The organism is Bacillus sp. ISL-45 (assembly GCF_018613195.1).
Lineage (GTDB): Bacteria > Bacillota > Bacilli > Bacillales > Cytobacillaceae > Mesobacillus.
In genome coordinates this window covers 290,405-304,622 of record NZ_JAGGQQ010000009.1, presented here as the reverse complement: position 1 = coordinate 304,622, position 14,218 = coordinate 290,405, and the positions used below count along the sequence as shown (strand labels likewise).

Annotated in this window: 12 protein-coding genes and 1 riboswitch; of the genes, 1 reads left to right on the top strand and 11 read right to left on the bottom strand. The window is 45.1% G+C overall.

The annotated features are described in order from the left end of the window. Positions 1–31: 31 nt before the first annotated feature. The 4 genes from J7E35_RS13740 to J7E35_RS13725 form a co-directional block, all read right to left on the bottom strand. Positions 32–1,036, bottom strand: coding sequence for an ABC transporter permease (locus tag J7E35_RS13740; protein ID WP_214780587.1), 1,005 nt, complete (start codon positions 1,034–1,036; stop codon positions 32–34). A gap of 1 nt (position 1,037) precedes the next feature. After that, complete coding sequence (locus J7E35_RS13735; RefSeq protein WP_251040957.1) at positions 1,038–2,534, bottom strand: sugar ABC transporter ATP-binding protein; 1,497 nt, start codon at positions 2,532–2,534, stop codon at positions 1,038–1,040. Between the two features lie 235 nt (positions 2,535–2,769). Then, the gene (locus tag J7E35_RS13730) at positions 2,770–3,867 is read right to left on the bottom strand and encodes a sugar ABC transporter substrate-binding protein (protein ID WP_214780585.1); all 1,098 of its coding nucleotides are present in this window, start codon (positions 3,865–3,867) and stop codon (positions 2,770–2,772) included. Positions 3,868–3,969: 102 nt separating this feature from the next. After that, positions 3,970–4,077: riboswitch (SAM riboswitch) on the bottom strand. Between the two features lie 151 nt (positions 4,078–4,228). Further along, entirely contained in the window at positions 4,229–6,973 is a 2,745-nt protein-coding gene (locus tag J7E35_RS13725; RefSeq protein ID WP_214780583.1) for a dynamin family protein, read from the bottom strand. 374 nt (positions 6,974–7,347) lie between these two features. Here J7E35_RS13725 and J7E35_RS13720 point away from each other — a divergent pair, with 374 nt between their 5' ends. Then, positions 7,348–7,857, top strand: a complete 510-nt coding sequence (locus J7E35_RS13720; RefSeq protein ID WP_214780581.1) for a hypothetical protein — start codon at positions 7,348–7,350, stop codon at positions 7,855–7,857. Positions 7,858–7,906: 49 nt separating this feature from the next. Here the strand turns inward: J7E35_RS13720 and J7E35_RS13715 are convergent, their stop codons facing one another. The 7 genes from J7E35_RS13715 to J7E35_RS13685 all read right to left on the bottom strand — a co-directional run bounded on the left by J7E35_RS13715 (position 7,907) and on the right by J7E35_RS13685 (position 13,840). After that, complete coding sequence (locus J7E35_RS13715) at positions 7,907–8,128, bottom strand: hypothetical protein (protein ID WP_214780579.1); 222 nt, start codon at positions 8,126–8,128, stop codon at positions 7,907–7,909. 111 nt (positions 8,129–8,239) lie between these two features. After that, positions 8,240–8,437 carry a hypothetical protein gene (locus J7E35_RS13710; protein ID WP_214780577.1) on the bottom strand — a complete coding sequence of 66 codons (198 nt, stop codon included), beginning with the start codon at positions 8,435–8,437 and terminating at the stop codon, positions 8,240–8,242. Further along, positions 8,430–8,957, bottom strand: coding sequence for a QcrA and Rieske domain-containing protein (locus J7E35_RS13705; protein WP_214735569.1), 528 nt, complete (start codon positions 8,955–8,957; stop codon positions 8,430–8,432). The genes J7E35_RS13710 and J7E35_RS13705 overlap by 8 nt, the downstream gene beginning before the upstream one ends. Before the next feature lie 18 nt (positions 8,958–8,975). Further along, entirely contained in the window at positions 8,976–9,716 is a 741-nt protein-coding gene (locus J7E35_RS13700; protein ID WP_214780575.1) for an Mrp/NBP35 family ATP-binding protein, read from the bottom strand. Between the two features lie 278 nt (positions 9,717–9,994). After that, on the bottom strand, positions 9,995–10,546 hold the full coding sequence (locus J7E35_RS13695) for a 4Fe-4S dicluster domain-containing protein (protein WP_192469519.1): 552 nt from the start codon (positions 10,544–10,546) through the stop codon (positions 9,995–9,997). Between the two features lie 14 nt (positions 10,547–10,560). Then, the gene (gene fdhF, locus J7E35_RS13690; RefSeq protein ID WP_214780573.1) at positions 10,561–12,690 is read right to left on the bottom strand and encodes a formate dehydrogenase subunit alpha; all 2,130 of its coding nucleotides are present in this window, start codon (positions 12,688–12,690) and stop codon (positions 10,561–10,563) included. Beyond that, entirely contained in the window at positions 12,671–13,840 is a 1,170-nt protein-coding gene (locus J7E35_RS13685; protein WP_251040955.1) for an MFS transporter, read from the bottom strand. The genes fdhF and J7E35_RS13685 overlap by 20 nt, the downstream gene beginning before the upstream one ends. Between the last annotated feature and the right edge of the window lie 378 nt (positions 13,841–14,218).

The following is a 14,218-nucleotide window of genomic DNA, read 5'->3' as shown; positions in this document are numbered from 1 at the left end:
GGTCGCTGATAAATCCGGCTTTATTTGCTCATCAATGTTTTTGCTTATAGTAAGTGATCCCCAGGGCAAAGGCCAGCACAGTCCCTTTCACGATATCCATCGCATAATATGGGACTGACATCATAACGAGGCCGTTTTGCAAAATGCCGATGAGCACGGCTCCGACAAAGGTTCCGAATGCGTTCGGCTTGCCTGCTCCCAGAACGGAAAAGCCAATGAAGGCAGCAGCAACCGAATCCATTAAATACGGTGAACCAGCATTGATTTCCGCAGTCATGACACGTGAAGCAAGGACAATGCCGCCAATTGCTGCAAATAAAGCAGACAGCAGGTAGGCAGCTGTTTTATAGCGGTTGACCGGGATACCCGAAAGCCTGGCCGCCTCTTTATTCCCGCCAATCACATACATGTAGCGGCCGTGCTTTGTATACGTCAAGAATATATGGACAATGATGACAGCAATCGCCATGATCAAAATGATCCACGGAACCTGCCCTATTTTAGCGAAAAACGGGCTGATCGTTCCTGTTGAAAAACTTCCATCAGGCAGAATCATATTCTCTGAAACCGTAGCGCCTTTCGTATAAGTCAGCGCTGTTCCCTGGATGATGAACATCATTGCCAGTGTCATCAGCATATCCGGAATCTTCAGCTTCACAATCATCAATGAATTGAGTGCCCCTACAATCAAGGCGGCTGCGATCGCCGATAGTACGGCAATCAGAGTGTTCTGTGAGAACCAGACGAACATCGAGATGACAATGGCATTTGATAGGGATGCGACAGAGCCGACAGATAAATCAAAGCCATCAACTGTCAAGGAGATGGTGATGCCGATCGCGATGATGGTCACGATTGAAATCGAACGCAGGATATTGATGACATTATCGCCGTTGATAAAAGAAGGATTGACTGCCGCGAAGATTGCAACCAGGACAAAGATTGTCAAAATCGTCCCATATTTATATAGGAACTGGAACAGTTCGAATGTCTTTTTCGGTGTTGGTTTTTGCTTCAATGGGAGTTTCGCTTCCATCCTATCTTCCTCCTGTTGAATAAAATAAAAGTTCCTCTTCTGTTGTTGCGGCTGTTTCAAGCTCCTTGACTGGTTCACCGTCATAGAGCACGTAAACCCGATTCGTGATGCCGACGATTTCTGACAGCTCGGAGGATGCATAAATGACACCCTTCCCTTGAGCTGCAAGCTGGGCAATCAATTCAAAAATATCCCGCTTCGCACCTACATCAACACCCTTGGTTGGCTCATCAAAGATATACACATCCGCATCGGCAATCAGCCACCTGCCAATCGCTACCTTCTGCTGGTTCCCGCCTGAGAGATTTTCAACTTTGGCATTTTCCGATGCAGTTTTGATGCCTAGAGCCTTTATGTATTCCTGAGCCGTTTTCTTTTCAGCCCGCCTGTCGATAAAACTAAAGATTCGGGAGAACTTTTTTAAGTTGACCGCTGTCAGGTTGGAGGCAACGGATTCTGCGACAAGGACACCTTCCTTGCGCCGCTCTTCAGGCACCAGTGCCAACCCGCTTTTTACAGCAGCATGAGGACTCGTAAGCTTTAGGGTTTTTCCTTTTAGCTTTACAGTTCCGCTCTTTATCGGTGCCGCGCCAAACAGCACTTTGCACAGCTCTGTCTTTCCCGCTCCTACGAGGCCGGCCAGCCCGACAATCTCCCCTGCTTTAACATGGAGGGAAGTATTTTTCACCTTGTCCTCATCAGTTATACCTTCGACTTCCAGCAGGGTATCTCCAAACGTGCTGACCCTTGCGGGGAATTGGTCTTCCAGCTTCCGCCCAAGCATGTATTCAATCACCTTGTGAGTGTCGACTTCAGGAATACCTTTTTTCACAACCAGCTCGCCATTTCGCATAATGGTCAGCTCATCACACAACTCAAAGATCTCGGGCATTCGATGGGAGATGAAGATGATGCCCACATTCCTTTTAGCCAGGTTCCTGACAATCCGGAACAATTCCGATGTTTCGGTGTGGCTGAGCGGAGCGGTTGGTTCATCAAGGATCAAGAAGGAGCAATCACTTGAAATCGCACGCGCAATCAGGACCAGCTGTTTCTCCGCAAGCGTCAGCTCACCGGCAAGCTTTTTCACAGGAATCTGAAGGTTCATGCCTGATAGAATATCCTCTGCTTGTTTGAAAAGCTGCTTCCAATTCACCCAGTGCTTGTTTTCCATTGCCTGCACCGTGTGATTGAGCATGATATTTTCTCCAACAGTCAGCGACGGGATGATGGCAGTATCAACCTCCTGGTAGACCGTCTGAATCCCGAGTTTCTGCGCATGAGCCGGCGTTCTGATTTCCACACTCTCGCCACCTAGCAGGATTTCCCCTGTGTAATGATTGTGGGCACCGGAAAGCACCTTCATCAATGTCGATTTACCCGCGCCGTTCGCGCCAATCAACGCATGGATGCTGCCAGTTTCCGTGCTGAAATTAACATCGTTCAGCGCACGCACCCCCGGAAAATCAATACTGATGTTGTTCATTTGAAGTTTCATCCAGGTTCCTCCTCCCTATCAATCTGTAAAACAGACACTCTTTTTTTTGAGAGTGTCTGCTTTGTTCGCTGAACTGGAAAAAATCGCGTGAAATTTCCAATTCGCTATAAAAATGAGATTTCCGCTATAAAATCGGAAAAGTCGCTATATAATTGGGAAAGTCGCTATAAAATGGGAAAAGTCGCTATAAAACCAATTTTTTCGCTATAAAATTCTAAACCAACCTTTTTATTGGTTATTTCTTATAGTGATCCTTCAATTTCTCCATCCAATCTTCCAAAAATGCGTCTGATTCGCCCCAGCCTTCGATGATTTCAGCAAGATTGACCATGTTCACCGGATTTTTTGACTGCTGCAGCTGTTCCTGTGAAATCAGTGATGCTTCAAGGTCATAGGTTGCTGGTGTTTCCTCGCCAGCCAGCTTCTTCGCCAGCAATCTCATATTCACTTCCCCGATCAGCTTCGGATCGACAGCTGCTGTATATTTCCATGGGCTGCCTTCTCCCTGAATTTCCTGCAGATCAGCATTGGAAACATCAATTCCGTAGATCTTGATTTCATCGCGGCCAGCTTCCTTAATGGCACGTGCTGCGCCGATCGCAAAAGCGTCCCACGTCGCGAAAATTGCGTCGATTTCTCCTTTTGGATGCTTATTGAGCATCGCGGCCACAGCATTCTGCGTTTGGACACTTGTATCAGCAGCGGCCACTCCGAATCTCTCAACCTCTTTAATTCCTGGGTTTGCCTTCAAGGTTTCCTGGTAAACTTTATTTCTTCTGACCATTGGCGGGAAGCCATCAACCCAGAGGTAAACGATATTCGCTTCTCCATTTTGGTCCTTCACAAGCTGGTCTAGTGCCTGCGTGGCGAGAGCCTCATCATCCTGGGATGTAAGTGTGACTCCCTCTACCTGAGCCAAATCCGGATTTGAATCGAAAGTTACGACGCTTTTGCCTTTTTCAACTAATTTTTTCACATCATCTACAGTAGCTGCGTCATCTCCATGGGAAATGATGAATCCATCATAATCCTGCTGCAGCCCCTGGTTGATTGCATCATGGAATTTGGCTGTATCTCCATTCGCTGTGAAGACATCTACCTTGAAGCCGAGCGCTTCCCCTTCTGCTTTCGCTCCGGCTAAAAATTGCGCTGTATGGTCATCTCCGCCAATCTTGCGGATGACTTTGATTTTGACTTCCTCCCCTTTGGCAAATCGATCAGGAACACCTTCTACAGGTCCGCTGGCCGTCTTCGTCTCTCCGCCGCCGCAGCCTGTCAGCAGCAAAGCAGAAGCAACTGCACCTAAAAATACTTTTTTAATTCCTTTTTTCATCTGATTCTCCCCCTTTGATTGATTTGCTTATTTAAAACAAATAAAAAAACCTCTCCAGAAAAGAGAGGTTTCAAACGCAATAAAATGCAAAGTCGGATTCCTCTCTTATCTTTCAAAACAAAAAATTGTTTTGCAGGATTTAGCACCAATTCCATCTGGAACGGTTGCTGGGCGTCACAGGGCCAGTCCCTCTGCCACTCTTGATAAGAGAATTTCTTTATTGAGTTAATGTTGCAAATCGATAAATTTTACTTTAAACTCCTATACTCATATTGTCAATATTATTATGAAAATTAAATTTTATTCTTTTTACTTCAAGCAGCAAAAAGGAAGACCCCAAATCGGAATCCTCCTTTTCCGCTTAACCTCTGCCTGCCGCGGTCATCCATTCAAACTGTCGGAGCTTTACTTCGTACAGTGTCAATGGGTCGCGGTACAGTTCCGGGTTGATCCTCATTTTTTCAAGTTCCGCCTTGCCATAATCGATTTCCGATTTGGCTTCTTCTACTGCTTCTTCCAGTACATTGAATGGGTTTTTGAAGAACAGGTTCACATCGCGTTCAATCGATTTTTCAAAAATCTCGAATTGCTGCAGGAATCTTTTCGCGATGGTTACGCCGATATCATAATAGTCTTCTGACTCCAGATAGGTTTTGTAACGGTTATAAAGCATCGCATTATTTTGCGGCAGCACGCCAAGCAGCTTGCCGGCGCTTTTCAGGAAGAACTGCTGCGGCGTCGGGCGGTTCATGATGTTGACATTTTCATAGTGTACACCGTTCGTCATCCGGCTTGCATCGCGGCGCCAGTCATCAAGCACCCTGAAATCACAGTCAAGACTGATCCGTTCATCTCCATACATCGAGTTAAAGCCCTCGGCCATTTCATTCAAGTAGTTTTGGCTATGCTCGAATTCGTCCTTCGAATGCTGAATCCAGCCCTGCAAATCTTCATGGAATTTCGGCAAAACGGTTTCATCAAGATATTCCCTAATCTTCTTGTTCATTGCTTCATCCATTTCAGTATGGATTTTTCCGAAATCGGTATCCTCTGTCACCAATTCAGAACAACTGCGAAGGATCTCCGGGATTTTTTCAATGATTTCCGCACGGGTCTCATCCTTGATTTTACGGTATGACTTCTGAATGGATTTCGATTTCTCTTCTTCAATGTCTCCCAGCTGGTTGATGGCACCGTTCAGCTTGCTCACCATTTCTTCGTTCCAGTTAATTGTTTCCATATGGTTGTTCTCAATTTCAATCCGTTTATCAAGCAAATACGTAATGGCCCTTCTGACAAAGAATTGCAGTTTTGCTGTGCGCTCCTGCTCGATGTCGAATGTCCTGTTGTTTGTTTTAATAAAATCAGAGAAATCTTTCAGCTGCTTGCCTAGATCATAGTTAGCTGAGAAAGCAAACATTTTTGCGTCAGGATAGTATTGGCTGATTTCAGCCCATGTTTGGTCAAAAACTTCTATTGCCTCCTGCTGACTGTATATTGAATCTATTTTATTCAACAGGAAGTGTATTGGAAGCTGCGGGAAGTACTCTGAAATTTTCGAGAGGATTTCCCTTTCTTTTTCCGTAAAAGGATCATTGGCATTGAGCACAAAAAGTAAGCTATCTGCAAACCTCAGGTAATTGTACAACGGGTGATTGTCATAGTTATTGCGATTGACTCCAGGAGTATCAATCAGCGCCAGTCCATGGTCGCGCAGGAACGGAAACTCAGCTCTGAAATCAATGATCGTTTCATTTTTATGGTTCTGTCGGCGAACTCCTGCACTTTCCTTGAAGTCCTCGATATCCGTGATTTGGCGGACGTCCGTATCGGTGATTTCATGGATTTCCTGATTCTCCTCGTTCGTGAACCGGATGACCGCCGCAGTAGGAGATGTAATCAGTTCTTCCCCAATAATGGTATTGACGAAGGAAGACTTTCCATTGCCAGATAAACCGGCGATCAGCAGATTATGGACATTGGATTCCTGCAGCTCCTGAACCAGCCACTTAATCCTGTTGCCTACCTCTATCTCATGATTCTCTGCCCATTTAATGATTGTTTCAAATAGCTGCATGCTATCCTCGTAGCCATCATGGTATTCGCGCGAATTCAGCACAAGATTCTCGGCATCGTGAATTGCCGACGCGGTAATGGTCCCTGGAAATACTTCATTCCACGCTATAATCGATGATGCCGACACAAGGCTGTTAACAGGACTTGTTATTTTGAGCCAGTTAGTCAGCAACTCCGGAATCAACGGTGAAATTTCCTTAATCAATCGATCCCCATTAATCAACTCGAAATAGGTGTCCTGATAGGCAGCAGAAAGATGAGTCCATCCGTCTCTTCTATTGCCGTCCATCCCGCTGAACAATTGGTTAAATTCCCTCAGCCATGTCATGTATGAGCTTTGGTCTTTGTAGCTTTCCCACAATGAGACAGCGAGCTGTTCAAACCGGCTTCGGTCCACCTGGAATAGGACGGATAATGCCTCGCTAAAATAATCCGGTGAGAATTGGATGGTATGCCCCTGTTCTACATACTGATTCAAGACGTCGAACCATTTAGGCGAACCGGTTCGAACACCTTCATTGACCGCCAATTCGACAGCATTTTCCCAGTCCTGGTGCTCTTCAAAGAAAGCGCGGGCTATTTCCGTTACACCCGGATAATCCGGATCAAGCGTCACTGATTTCTTGATAACAGCAACTGCTTTGTCAAGCTCTCCCTGCTCTAGGTAAAGCGTCAATAGCTGCAGGCCGCTTTCAATCCTCAGAATATTGCTCTCCGTTTCGATCGACAGGTACAGGTCCTCTGCAGATGTGAGCAGACCAATCTCCAGAAAGGCATCCCCCATGTTCTTTTTCGCCCACGGCTCCAGCTCATTCGTAATATTCTCCCACTTAAAAATCGCCGCTTCGTAGTCCTTGTTATGAAAATAGACCTCCCCCTGAGCAAAACGGATGTATGACAAATCAGGCATATCATTCTTCTGCTCTTCAAGGTAAAGCTCCCCGAGTACACGGACAGGGTGTGCCCTGTTCCCAGATTCCATAAAAGTTTCATAATACGACTTTTTGATTAATTGCTCTTCAAATGTCATGACTTTCCTCCGACCTCTTCAAAATATCAATCCAAAAAAAGCCTTCAGACTCCTTCAGACATAAAAATTTGTATTAGCTAACTGTTCTTTTTCCCTTTGCTGGCTTGCGCTCAAACCTTATCATTGTATTCTATCAAACTATTTTTCATTCAAGATTTCAGCCAGCTTTCAGTTTCGCTACAAGCATCGCCAAATTTGTAACCTTTTTAATAAAAAATCCAAATATTTGCCAGTTATTGTCGAATAATCCTGTTACCTATAGCTTTCGAACTATACCCGCAATTTATGGGTAAGAAATGAAGTTTGACACACCGCAGATAGGGCAAAATCATTATAATAAAGGTAACAAGACGATCGCAAAAAAGGAGATTATTATGCTTACTTTGAAACTTATGGGCACTCCCCTCGAACATATTAAATCCGAACATATCAAAAACACATCAGTTATAAGAAATAATAAGACACTTGCTGCAATCAAAGAGACAGGAAATGAAGTCGAGTTCCAGATTGACCCCTATCTTGACCTCGATGAATTTCAATTTTTACGGGATTTGATCATGGAGCTCAGCTATGGAAACGAAGCCGCCATCGACGAAAGAGGCTGCCAGCTCGGCTATCTGGAGAATGGTGAGAAGGCGTTTTTGATCAAGAATTGGGAAGAGTGGAAGGTATTCCTGATGAAAGCCAAACTAAGGACACTTGAAGGCCAGAACGTGCAGGCAATGAATCCAGAGGGTGAAGAACTGGGATCCGGCTTGCTTGCTGAGTATGAAATCGCTGAAAGCCCGTTCCGAATCAAAAGCTGTACCTTGATTACCCTTTTTGGTGAAAGGAAGTTCGAAGGAGAAAATATTAAGATTATACCCACTAACCAGTTTAGCTAACAGAGCGAAAACATTATATAGAAAAGCAGCGGAAAATTCCGCTGCTTCTTTATTTGCCTTTTTTCAATTCATCAAGCAGTTGCTTTGTCCGTTTCGCATTTCCTTCCGCGAAGTTTTCAAGGCGTTCCTTCAGCACAGGATCGTCATGGACTCGTTCAGCCGTAATTAAGTAAGTACGCATCAAATCTTCTTCAATTTCGACGGAACTTTCAAGTACTTCCTCAATTGATTCTTTTTTGCTGTCGTGATGAAAAAAAGAATGGGAAACCATGTTCAATCCTCCCTTTAAAACTCTTTTCGTAATGGTTATGCAACCAGTTCCAAATACTGCGGAACTTGTTTCCAATCTCAAAAGAGCTCTCTTTTTATCATCGCCACCAGCTTACTTTTTATACTCTGCCTTCCTCCAGATGAAGAAGGCTGTTGTTGCCAGGATAGTGGAAATCAGCGCAACAGCAACCGCGCCATATACACGCTCATCTTCGTGTCCATAATAGCCCTCGATTGCATTTGAAAGCGAGAATACATTGATGGCAAGGAACAGGAAAATCGAGAAAAACGCAATTCGTTTTTTATCCATGCCTTACTTCCCTCCCTACTGCGAACACCTTGCCATCTTTGATTTCAAGAAGGATTTTTGGAAGCTCGCGCTGTGGCGGACCTGCCATCGGATGTCCGCTGTCTACGTTAAAGTATCCTTTATGGCATGGGCAAAGAAGGACATTTTCCTTATGCTCGTAAAAGACCGGGCATTGAAGATGTGTGCATTTATTGTTGTAGGCAACAAATTTGTCCTCCGGTGTCCTGACCAAAATTGCTGGTTCGTTCTTCGTTGGATAGTTAAAGTTTCTTGATTCCCCGACTGCCAGATCATCGATATCTGTGATTTCCACTCGCTTCACTTCACCATTTTCATCGCGCAGGAAGGTGAAAATACCGAATGGAGTCGTTGCCAGTCCGATCGCAACAGTTGCGCCAAAAGATGCCTTCAGGAATGCCCTTCTATTCAAATGGACATCGTCTTTCCTGTTCAGGTTATCGATCAGCTTGATCATATCCTTATCATCTTCATGATGGGTCTTTTTTTTATCATCACTCATAACCAAATCCTCCTGTTCCTAGAGCTGAAACTTTGCATCGATTTTTTCTGCCAGGTTTAGATATTCCTTGAATAGCACAGTATTCTCTGCAGCGATAGCAGGCGTTTCACTGTTCTCATCGGCTTCCTGGATTGGCAGCTGCCCGAGCAAATCCGTGCCAAGCTGTGAAGCCAGTTCCTCGCCGCCGCCTTTTCCGAAAATATAGTACTTCTGGTCACTGTCTTCAGGCTTGAAGTAGGACATATTTTCAACCACGCCGATCACTTCATGCTTGCTCTTAATCGCCATTGATCCGGCACGTTCCGCTACGAATGAAGCAGCCTTATGCGGTATCGTCACGACGATTTCCTTGCTCTGCGGAATCATCAGGTGCATGTCAAGGGCGACATCGCCCGTCCCAGGAGGCATATCAAGGATGAAATAATCCATTTCTCCCCACAGCACATCCTCTGTAAAGTGCTGAATCATTTTTCCAAGCATCGGGCCGCGCCAGACAATCGGTTCATTGTCCTTCACAAGGAAGCCCATGGACATTACTTTAATGCCGTACGCCTCAACCGGAATGATTTTTCCGTTGAACGTTTTTGGTTTTGCATCTATATTAAGTATTTTCGGTACACTGAATCCGTATATATCAAGGTCGATGATCGCGACTGACTTGCCAAGATTTTGCAGCGCAAGCGCAAGATTCACTGATAATGAAGACTTGCCAACTCCGCCCTTGCCGCTTGTCACTGCCAGCACATTTCCTTTTAACATTTGAAAGCACCTCTTTTTTGGATGGGTTATAATTCCCTACCTTATCTAAAATTGGTTGAAACCTTTGCTGGAAAAAACCGCCGGAAATTTCCAGTTCGCCAATATTTTTTTATTTTCGCCAATAAACATGTGAACATCGCCAATAAAATCAGATTTTCGCCAATAAACTTGTGAAAACCGCCAATAAAATCAAATTTTCGCCAATATCGTGAAAATCAGTCCAAAAATAGAGCCGGCCCTAATGAACTTAGCGCTCTTTTCCGGCCGGCTCCATTAAATTATGACTGTGAATCCGTATAAACTCCGAAGAATTCAGGTACGTAATCCCATTTATTGCCCTCTTGCGGCTTTTTCCCTTCAACCAGGTTCATTTGGGTACGTCTTCTGCGCAGCTGCTGCATTTCATCAAAGTCGATGAAGCGGATCGCATCACTCGGGCAGACAGATGCACACATTGGCGCAATATCATGACGCGTTCTGTCATAGCACATATCGCATTTGTACATTTTGTTCGTTTCGAAATCGAACTTAGGAATGCCGAATGGGCAGCCGAATGTACAGTTGCGGCATCCGATACATTTTTCCTCCATTGCTGAAAGCACGACGCCCTCATCCGTGATCTGAATCGCATTTGCCGGGCAGACACGCGCACATGCAGGGTCTTTACATTGCATGCACAGCATCGGGAATGTCTGGCGAGATTCAGTGAAGTCAACATATTCTACATAGTTCCGTTCCTTGGCATCATGGTCCCCACATTCACGGCAGGCTGCCTGGCAGGCACGGCATCCTATACAGCGCTCAAATTCTAGATACATTATTTTATTCATAGTGGCCGTTCCTCCTATTTAGTCAGTTTTTCAAGCTTTACAGCACAGACTTTAAATTCAGGCATCCTAGAGAATGGATCCAGTGCCGGGCTGGTCAATTGGTTGACTGCCAGCTTCTTGCCCCAGTGATAAGGGACGAACATTGTGTCTTTGCGGATTGCTTTAGTTATTTTAACCGGTGTGATCATCTCGCCACGCGGTGTGGAAAGCTTCACTCTTTCACCGTTTTCAATCTGGTACTTGCTGGCCAGTTCTGGGTGCATTTCAACGAATGGCTCAGGGCATTGCTCCATGAGGAAGTCAACGCGTCGTGTCTGGTTGCCTGACAAGTAGTGGAAGACAACGCGGCCTGTAGTCAGCCATAAAGGATACTCGTTTGATTGAACTTCAGAAGGTCCTCTGAAATCGCAGACTGCGAGATTCGCTTTTCCATCTTCCGTAGCAAAACGCTCCTGGAAAATGGATGGAGTTCCTTTGTGGTCTTCTGCTGGAGCTGGCCAGAAAACGCCGTCCTGTTCGTCGATTTTCTCGTAAGTTACACCGTAGTAATCAGCCTTGCCGCCCTTTGAAGCGTGGCGAAGCTCGTCAAAAATCTCTCTCGGTTCGCTGTAATCGAAGTATTTACCTTTTCCAAGACGGTCAGCAATCAGCTGCATAATCTCCCAGTCAGGCTTCGATTCCCCAATTGGCTCGACTACCTTACGGATTCGGATGACACGACCTTCGATATTAGTAGTCGTTCCTTCGTCTTCAGCCCAAGTCGTTGCCGGAAGAACGACATCCGCAAGCTCAGCTGTTTCTGACATGAAGAAGTCATTTACGACAAGGAAATCTAGCTTCTCTAATGAATCCTGGACATAATTGATATTTGGTGAAGAAACAACCGGATTCGAGCAGATGACATGCAATGCGCGGATTGTCTTGTTCTGCATCAGGTGGAACATTTCGTATGCAGAAACACCTTCCTTAGGCATTTCTTCTGGCTTGATGCCCCAGACTCCAGCGACATGCTCAACATCTTTAGGGTTTGCGATTTTACGGTAGCCTGGAAGAGCATCTGCTTTCTGCCCGTGTTCGCGTCCGCCCTGGCCATTGCCCTGACCTGTAAAAGTAGCAACGCCTGATGCGAATTTGCCGATTTGGCCTCTTAACAAGGCCATTGATGTATAAAGACTTACATTATCAACGCCTGATGTCTGTTGTTCCGCACCGCGTGCGAACATCACGACTGAGCGTGGTGATTTTCCGAAAATGTGCGCTGCCTTGATGATTTTCTCAGCCGCAACACCTGTAAGCTTGGATGTATATTCTGGCGTGAATTTCGCCGTCATTTCCTTCAATTCTTCAAAGTTATTGCAGCGTTCCTGTACATATTCATTGTCAACGTAATCATATTTGATCAAAAGATGCATGATGCCGTTCGCTAAAGCAGCGTCTGTTCCTGGAAGCAAGTCTAAGTGTACGTCAGCCACACGTGCAGTAGCGGTTTCACGCGGATCTGCTACGATAAGCTTTGCGCCTTTGTCCTTTGCCTTCCAGAACCACTGGATGCTTGTCGGGTGGCATTCCGCTGTATTCGAACCTGCCATGAAAAATGTATCAGTATGCTCAAGCTCAGTCCAAGGAAGCGTCGAGCCGCGGTCCATTCCAAGCGTCTTGTTGAATCCGCCGGCAGCGGAGCTCATGCAGTAACGTCCGTTATAGTCGATATAGCGAGTTCCCAGTCCTACGCGGGCATACTTGCCGACAAGGTAACATTTTTCATTTGTCATCGACACACCGCCGTATACTCCGATTGCATCTTTTCCGTAGTTTTCCTGGATCCCTTTATATTGGATTTCTATCAAATCCAATGCTTCATCCCATGTTGCTTCGACGAACTGGCCGTTCTTTTTGATCAAAGGAGTCTTGATGCGGTCCGGATGATCGATCGTCTGGTAGGCAGTAACCCCTTTAGGGCACATTTTTCCTTTTGTTAAAACCCAGTCATACCGCGGTTCGACACCGACAACCTTGTTATTCTTTTCATCGACGCGAATGTGCATCCCGCACTGCATCCCGCAGTAGCAGCAATGGGTTGTGACTAGCTTTTCACCTTTTCGGATTTGGTTTTTTACGCCTTCTTTAACGAGAAACTGGCTCATCGATTTTTTCCTCCTTTGAATCCTGGTCAAGTCCGTAAAACTCTTCTGAACGCTTCTTGCTGAAGCCTGATAAGTGAATTCCGTTGTTTGTGCTTACTGGTCCGTATGGATTGCCTTGTGGCGCTTCAAGATTCATTTGCTTCAATGCTCTCATCCTGCGGCGGCAGCCTGTGCAATAATCTGAAAGGTATGAGCCGTCCGCGAGCTGCAGGTCGAAATTCTGGCTTTTTAGAATTGCCTGGACATCCGCAATCTGGTCATCATTGCTGTAAGGCTGTCCGCAGCTTTTACATGATTTCGTATCCACTTTGACCACCTCTTGATAACTCATTGGTACAGCTGTAGCCAGCGGCCTGATCGGCACGTGGAACAGTTTTCCGAATGGGAAGTACATCAGCATGATAATGACTGTTACCTGGTGGATGAGTGACATATAATGATGCATCCAGCCATCAAGGAATGTGTATTGGATAGTCAGGATCAAGCCTGTAACAGTTACTGCCAGAAGAATGATCAATGGCAGAATATCGAACTCGAATCGCTGGGTTACTTTTACATCGTAGTCAGTGATGCGTCGGTAAAGGGCCATCCCCGCTCCGATCAGCACCATGATTGCGCCGATATTCAAGCCGTTATAGACGATCTCGGCGAAAATCCCGTGAGCTGCCATCGTGATGGTTGGCATATCGAACACGACAATCTGGTATGTTTCCGGATCAATCAGATCAAAACGCATCCATCCGAATGTAAGCCCGAATGTGATAGCGAATGAGATGATACAGCCCCATGAAATCATGAAGTGCTGGATTCCGCGGTAGATACCCCGCTGGAAAATGAATTTTTGCAAAATGATATTATCGATTAAAGTTTTCACTAATGCTTTTGAATTTCTTTTCAATCTTTCTTTATTAAAAAGGTTATCAACACTCCGCTTTGCCACTCTGTTAGTGGCTTTGCGCCACATCCAGAAGCTCATCCGGATTGTCAGGCCAATCGCAAAGACCGCTGAAGATATTGCATATCCCAGAAGCGCCATATCGATATGGACAAACTTCGATGTTGAATACCACATTGAGAAGAACAGTATCATCACAACGACAAAGGAATACATGCTTGTTTTGGAGTAAAAAGATTTCTCGAATTTGTACAACTTTGCTACCTCCCTGTGAATCGTTTCCGATTTCAAAAATCATCTTATCATGGAAAAACAGTCGAATTAGGGTGAAATTGTAAACACTTTGTGAATAGTGAAAAATTGTTTTAACAATGTTTAGAAGCACTAACCTCCACTGTGTTCCTTACTTATCTAAATCTTAAGGGAGGCAGAATAAAAGATATGTGAAGTCCGTCACACCATAAGGAGTGGACACAAAATCGTAATAAATTCGTGATGACCTTAACAAACTAGCAGCCTCTTTCTCGTTTATGGACACATTGTTGCCTTTTATGTGACGATAATTAATGGACGACTTGATTTATCCGCACATTATCTCCTTTTATGTGACGATAATTTATGGACACCTTGATT

What these genes read in the sequence shown, in the direction of transcription:
- J7E35_RS13740 (WP_214780587.1), bottom strand. Translation starts at nt 1,036, where the DNA reads ATGGAAGCGAAACTCCCATTGAAGCAAAAACCAACACCGAAAAAGACA.
- J7E35_RS13735 (WP_251040957.1), bottom strand. Translation starts at nt 2,534, where the DNA reads ATGAAACTTCAAATGAACAACATCAGTATTGATTTTCCGGGGGTGCGT.
- J7E35_RS13730 (WP_214780585.1), bottom strand. Translation starts at nt 3,867, where the DNA reads ATGAAAAAAGGAATTAAAAAAGTATTTTTAGGTGCAGTTGCTTCTGCT.
- J7E35_RS13725 (WP_214780583.1), bottom strand. Translation starts at nt 6,973, where the DNA reads ATGACATTTGAAGAGCAATTAATCAAAAAGTCGTATTATGAAACTTTT.
- J7E35_RS13720 (WP_214780581.1), top strand. Translation starts at nt 7,348, where the DNA reads ATGCTTACTTTGAAACTTATGGGCACTCCCCTCGAACATATTAAATCC.
- J7E35_RS13715 (WP_214780579.1), bottom strand. Translation starts at nt 8,128, where the DNA reads ATGGTTTCCCATTCTTTTTTTCATCACGACAGCAAAAAAGAATCAATT.
- J7E35_RS13710 (WP_214780577.1), bottom strand. Translation starts at nt 8,437, where the DNA reads ATGGATAAAAAACGAATTGCGTTTTTCTCGATTTTCCTGTTCCTTGCC.
- J7E35_RS13705 (WP_214735569.1), bottom strand. Translation starts at nt 8,957, where the DNA reads ATGAGTGATGATAAAAAAAAGACCCATCATGAAGATGATAAGGATATG.
- J7E35_RS13700 (WP_214780575.1), bottom strand. Translation starts at nt 9,716, where the DNA reads ATGTTAAAAGGAAATGTGCTGGCAGTGACAAGCGGCAAGGGCGGAGTT.
- J7E35_RS13695 (WP_192469519.1), bottom strand. Translation starts at nt 10,546, where the DNA reads ATGAATAAAATAATGTATCTAGAATTTGAGCGCTGTATAGGATGCCGT.
- fdhF (WP_214780573.1), bottom strand. Translation starts at nt 12,690, where the DNA reads ATGAGCCAGTTTCTCGTTAAAGAAGGCGTAAAAAACCAAATCCGAAAA.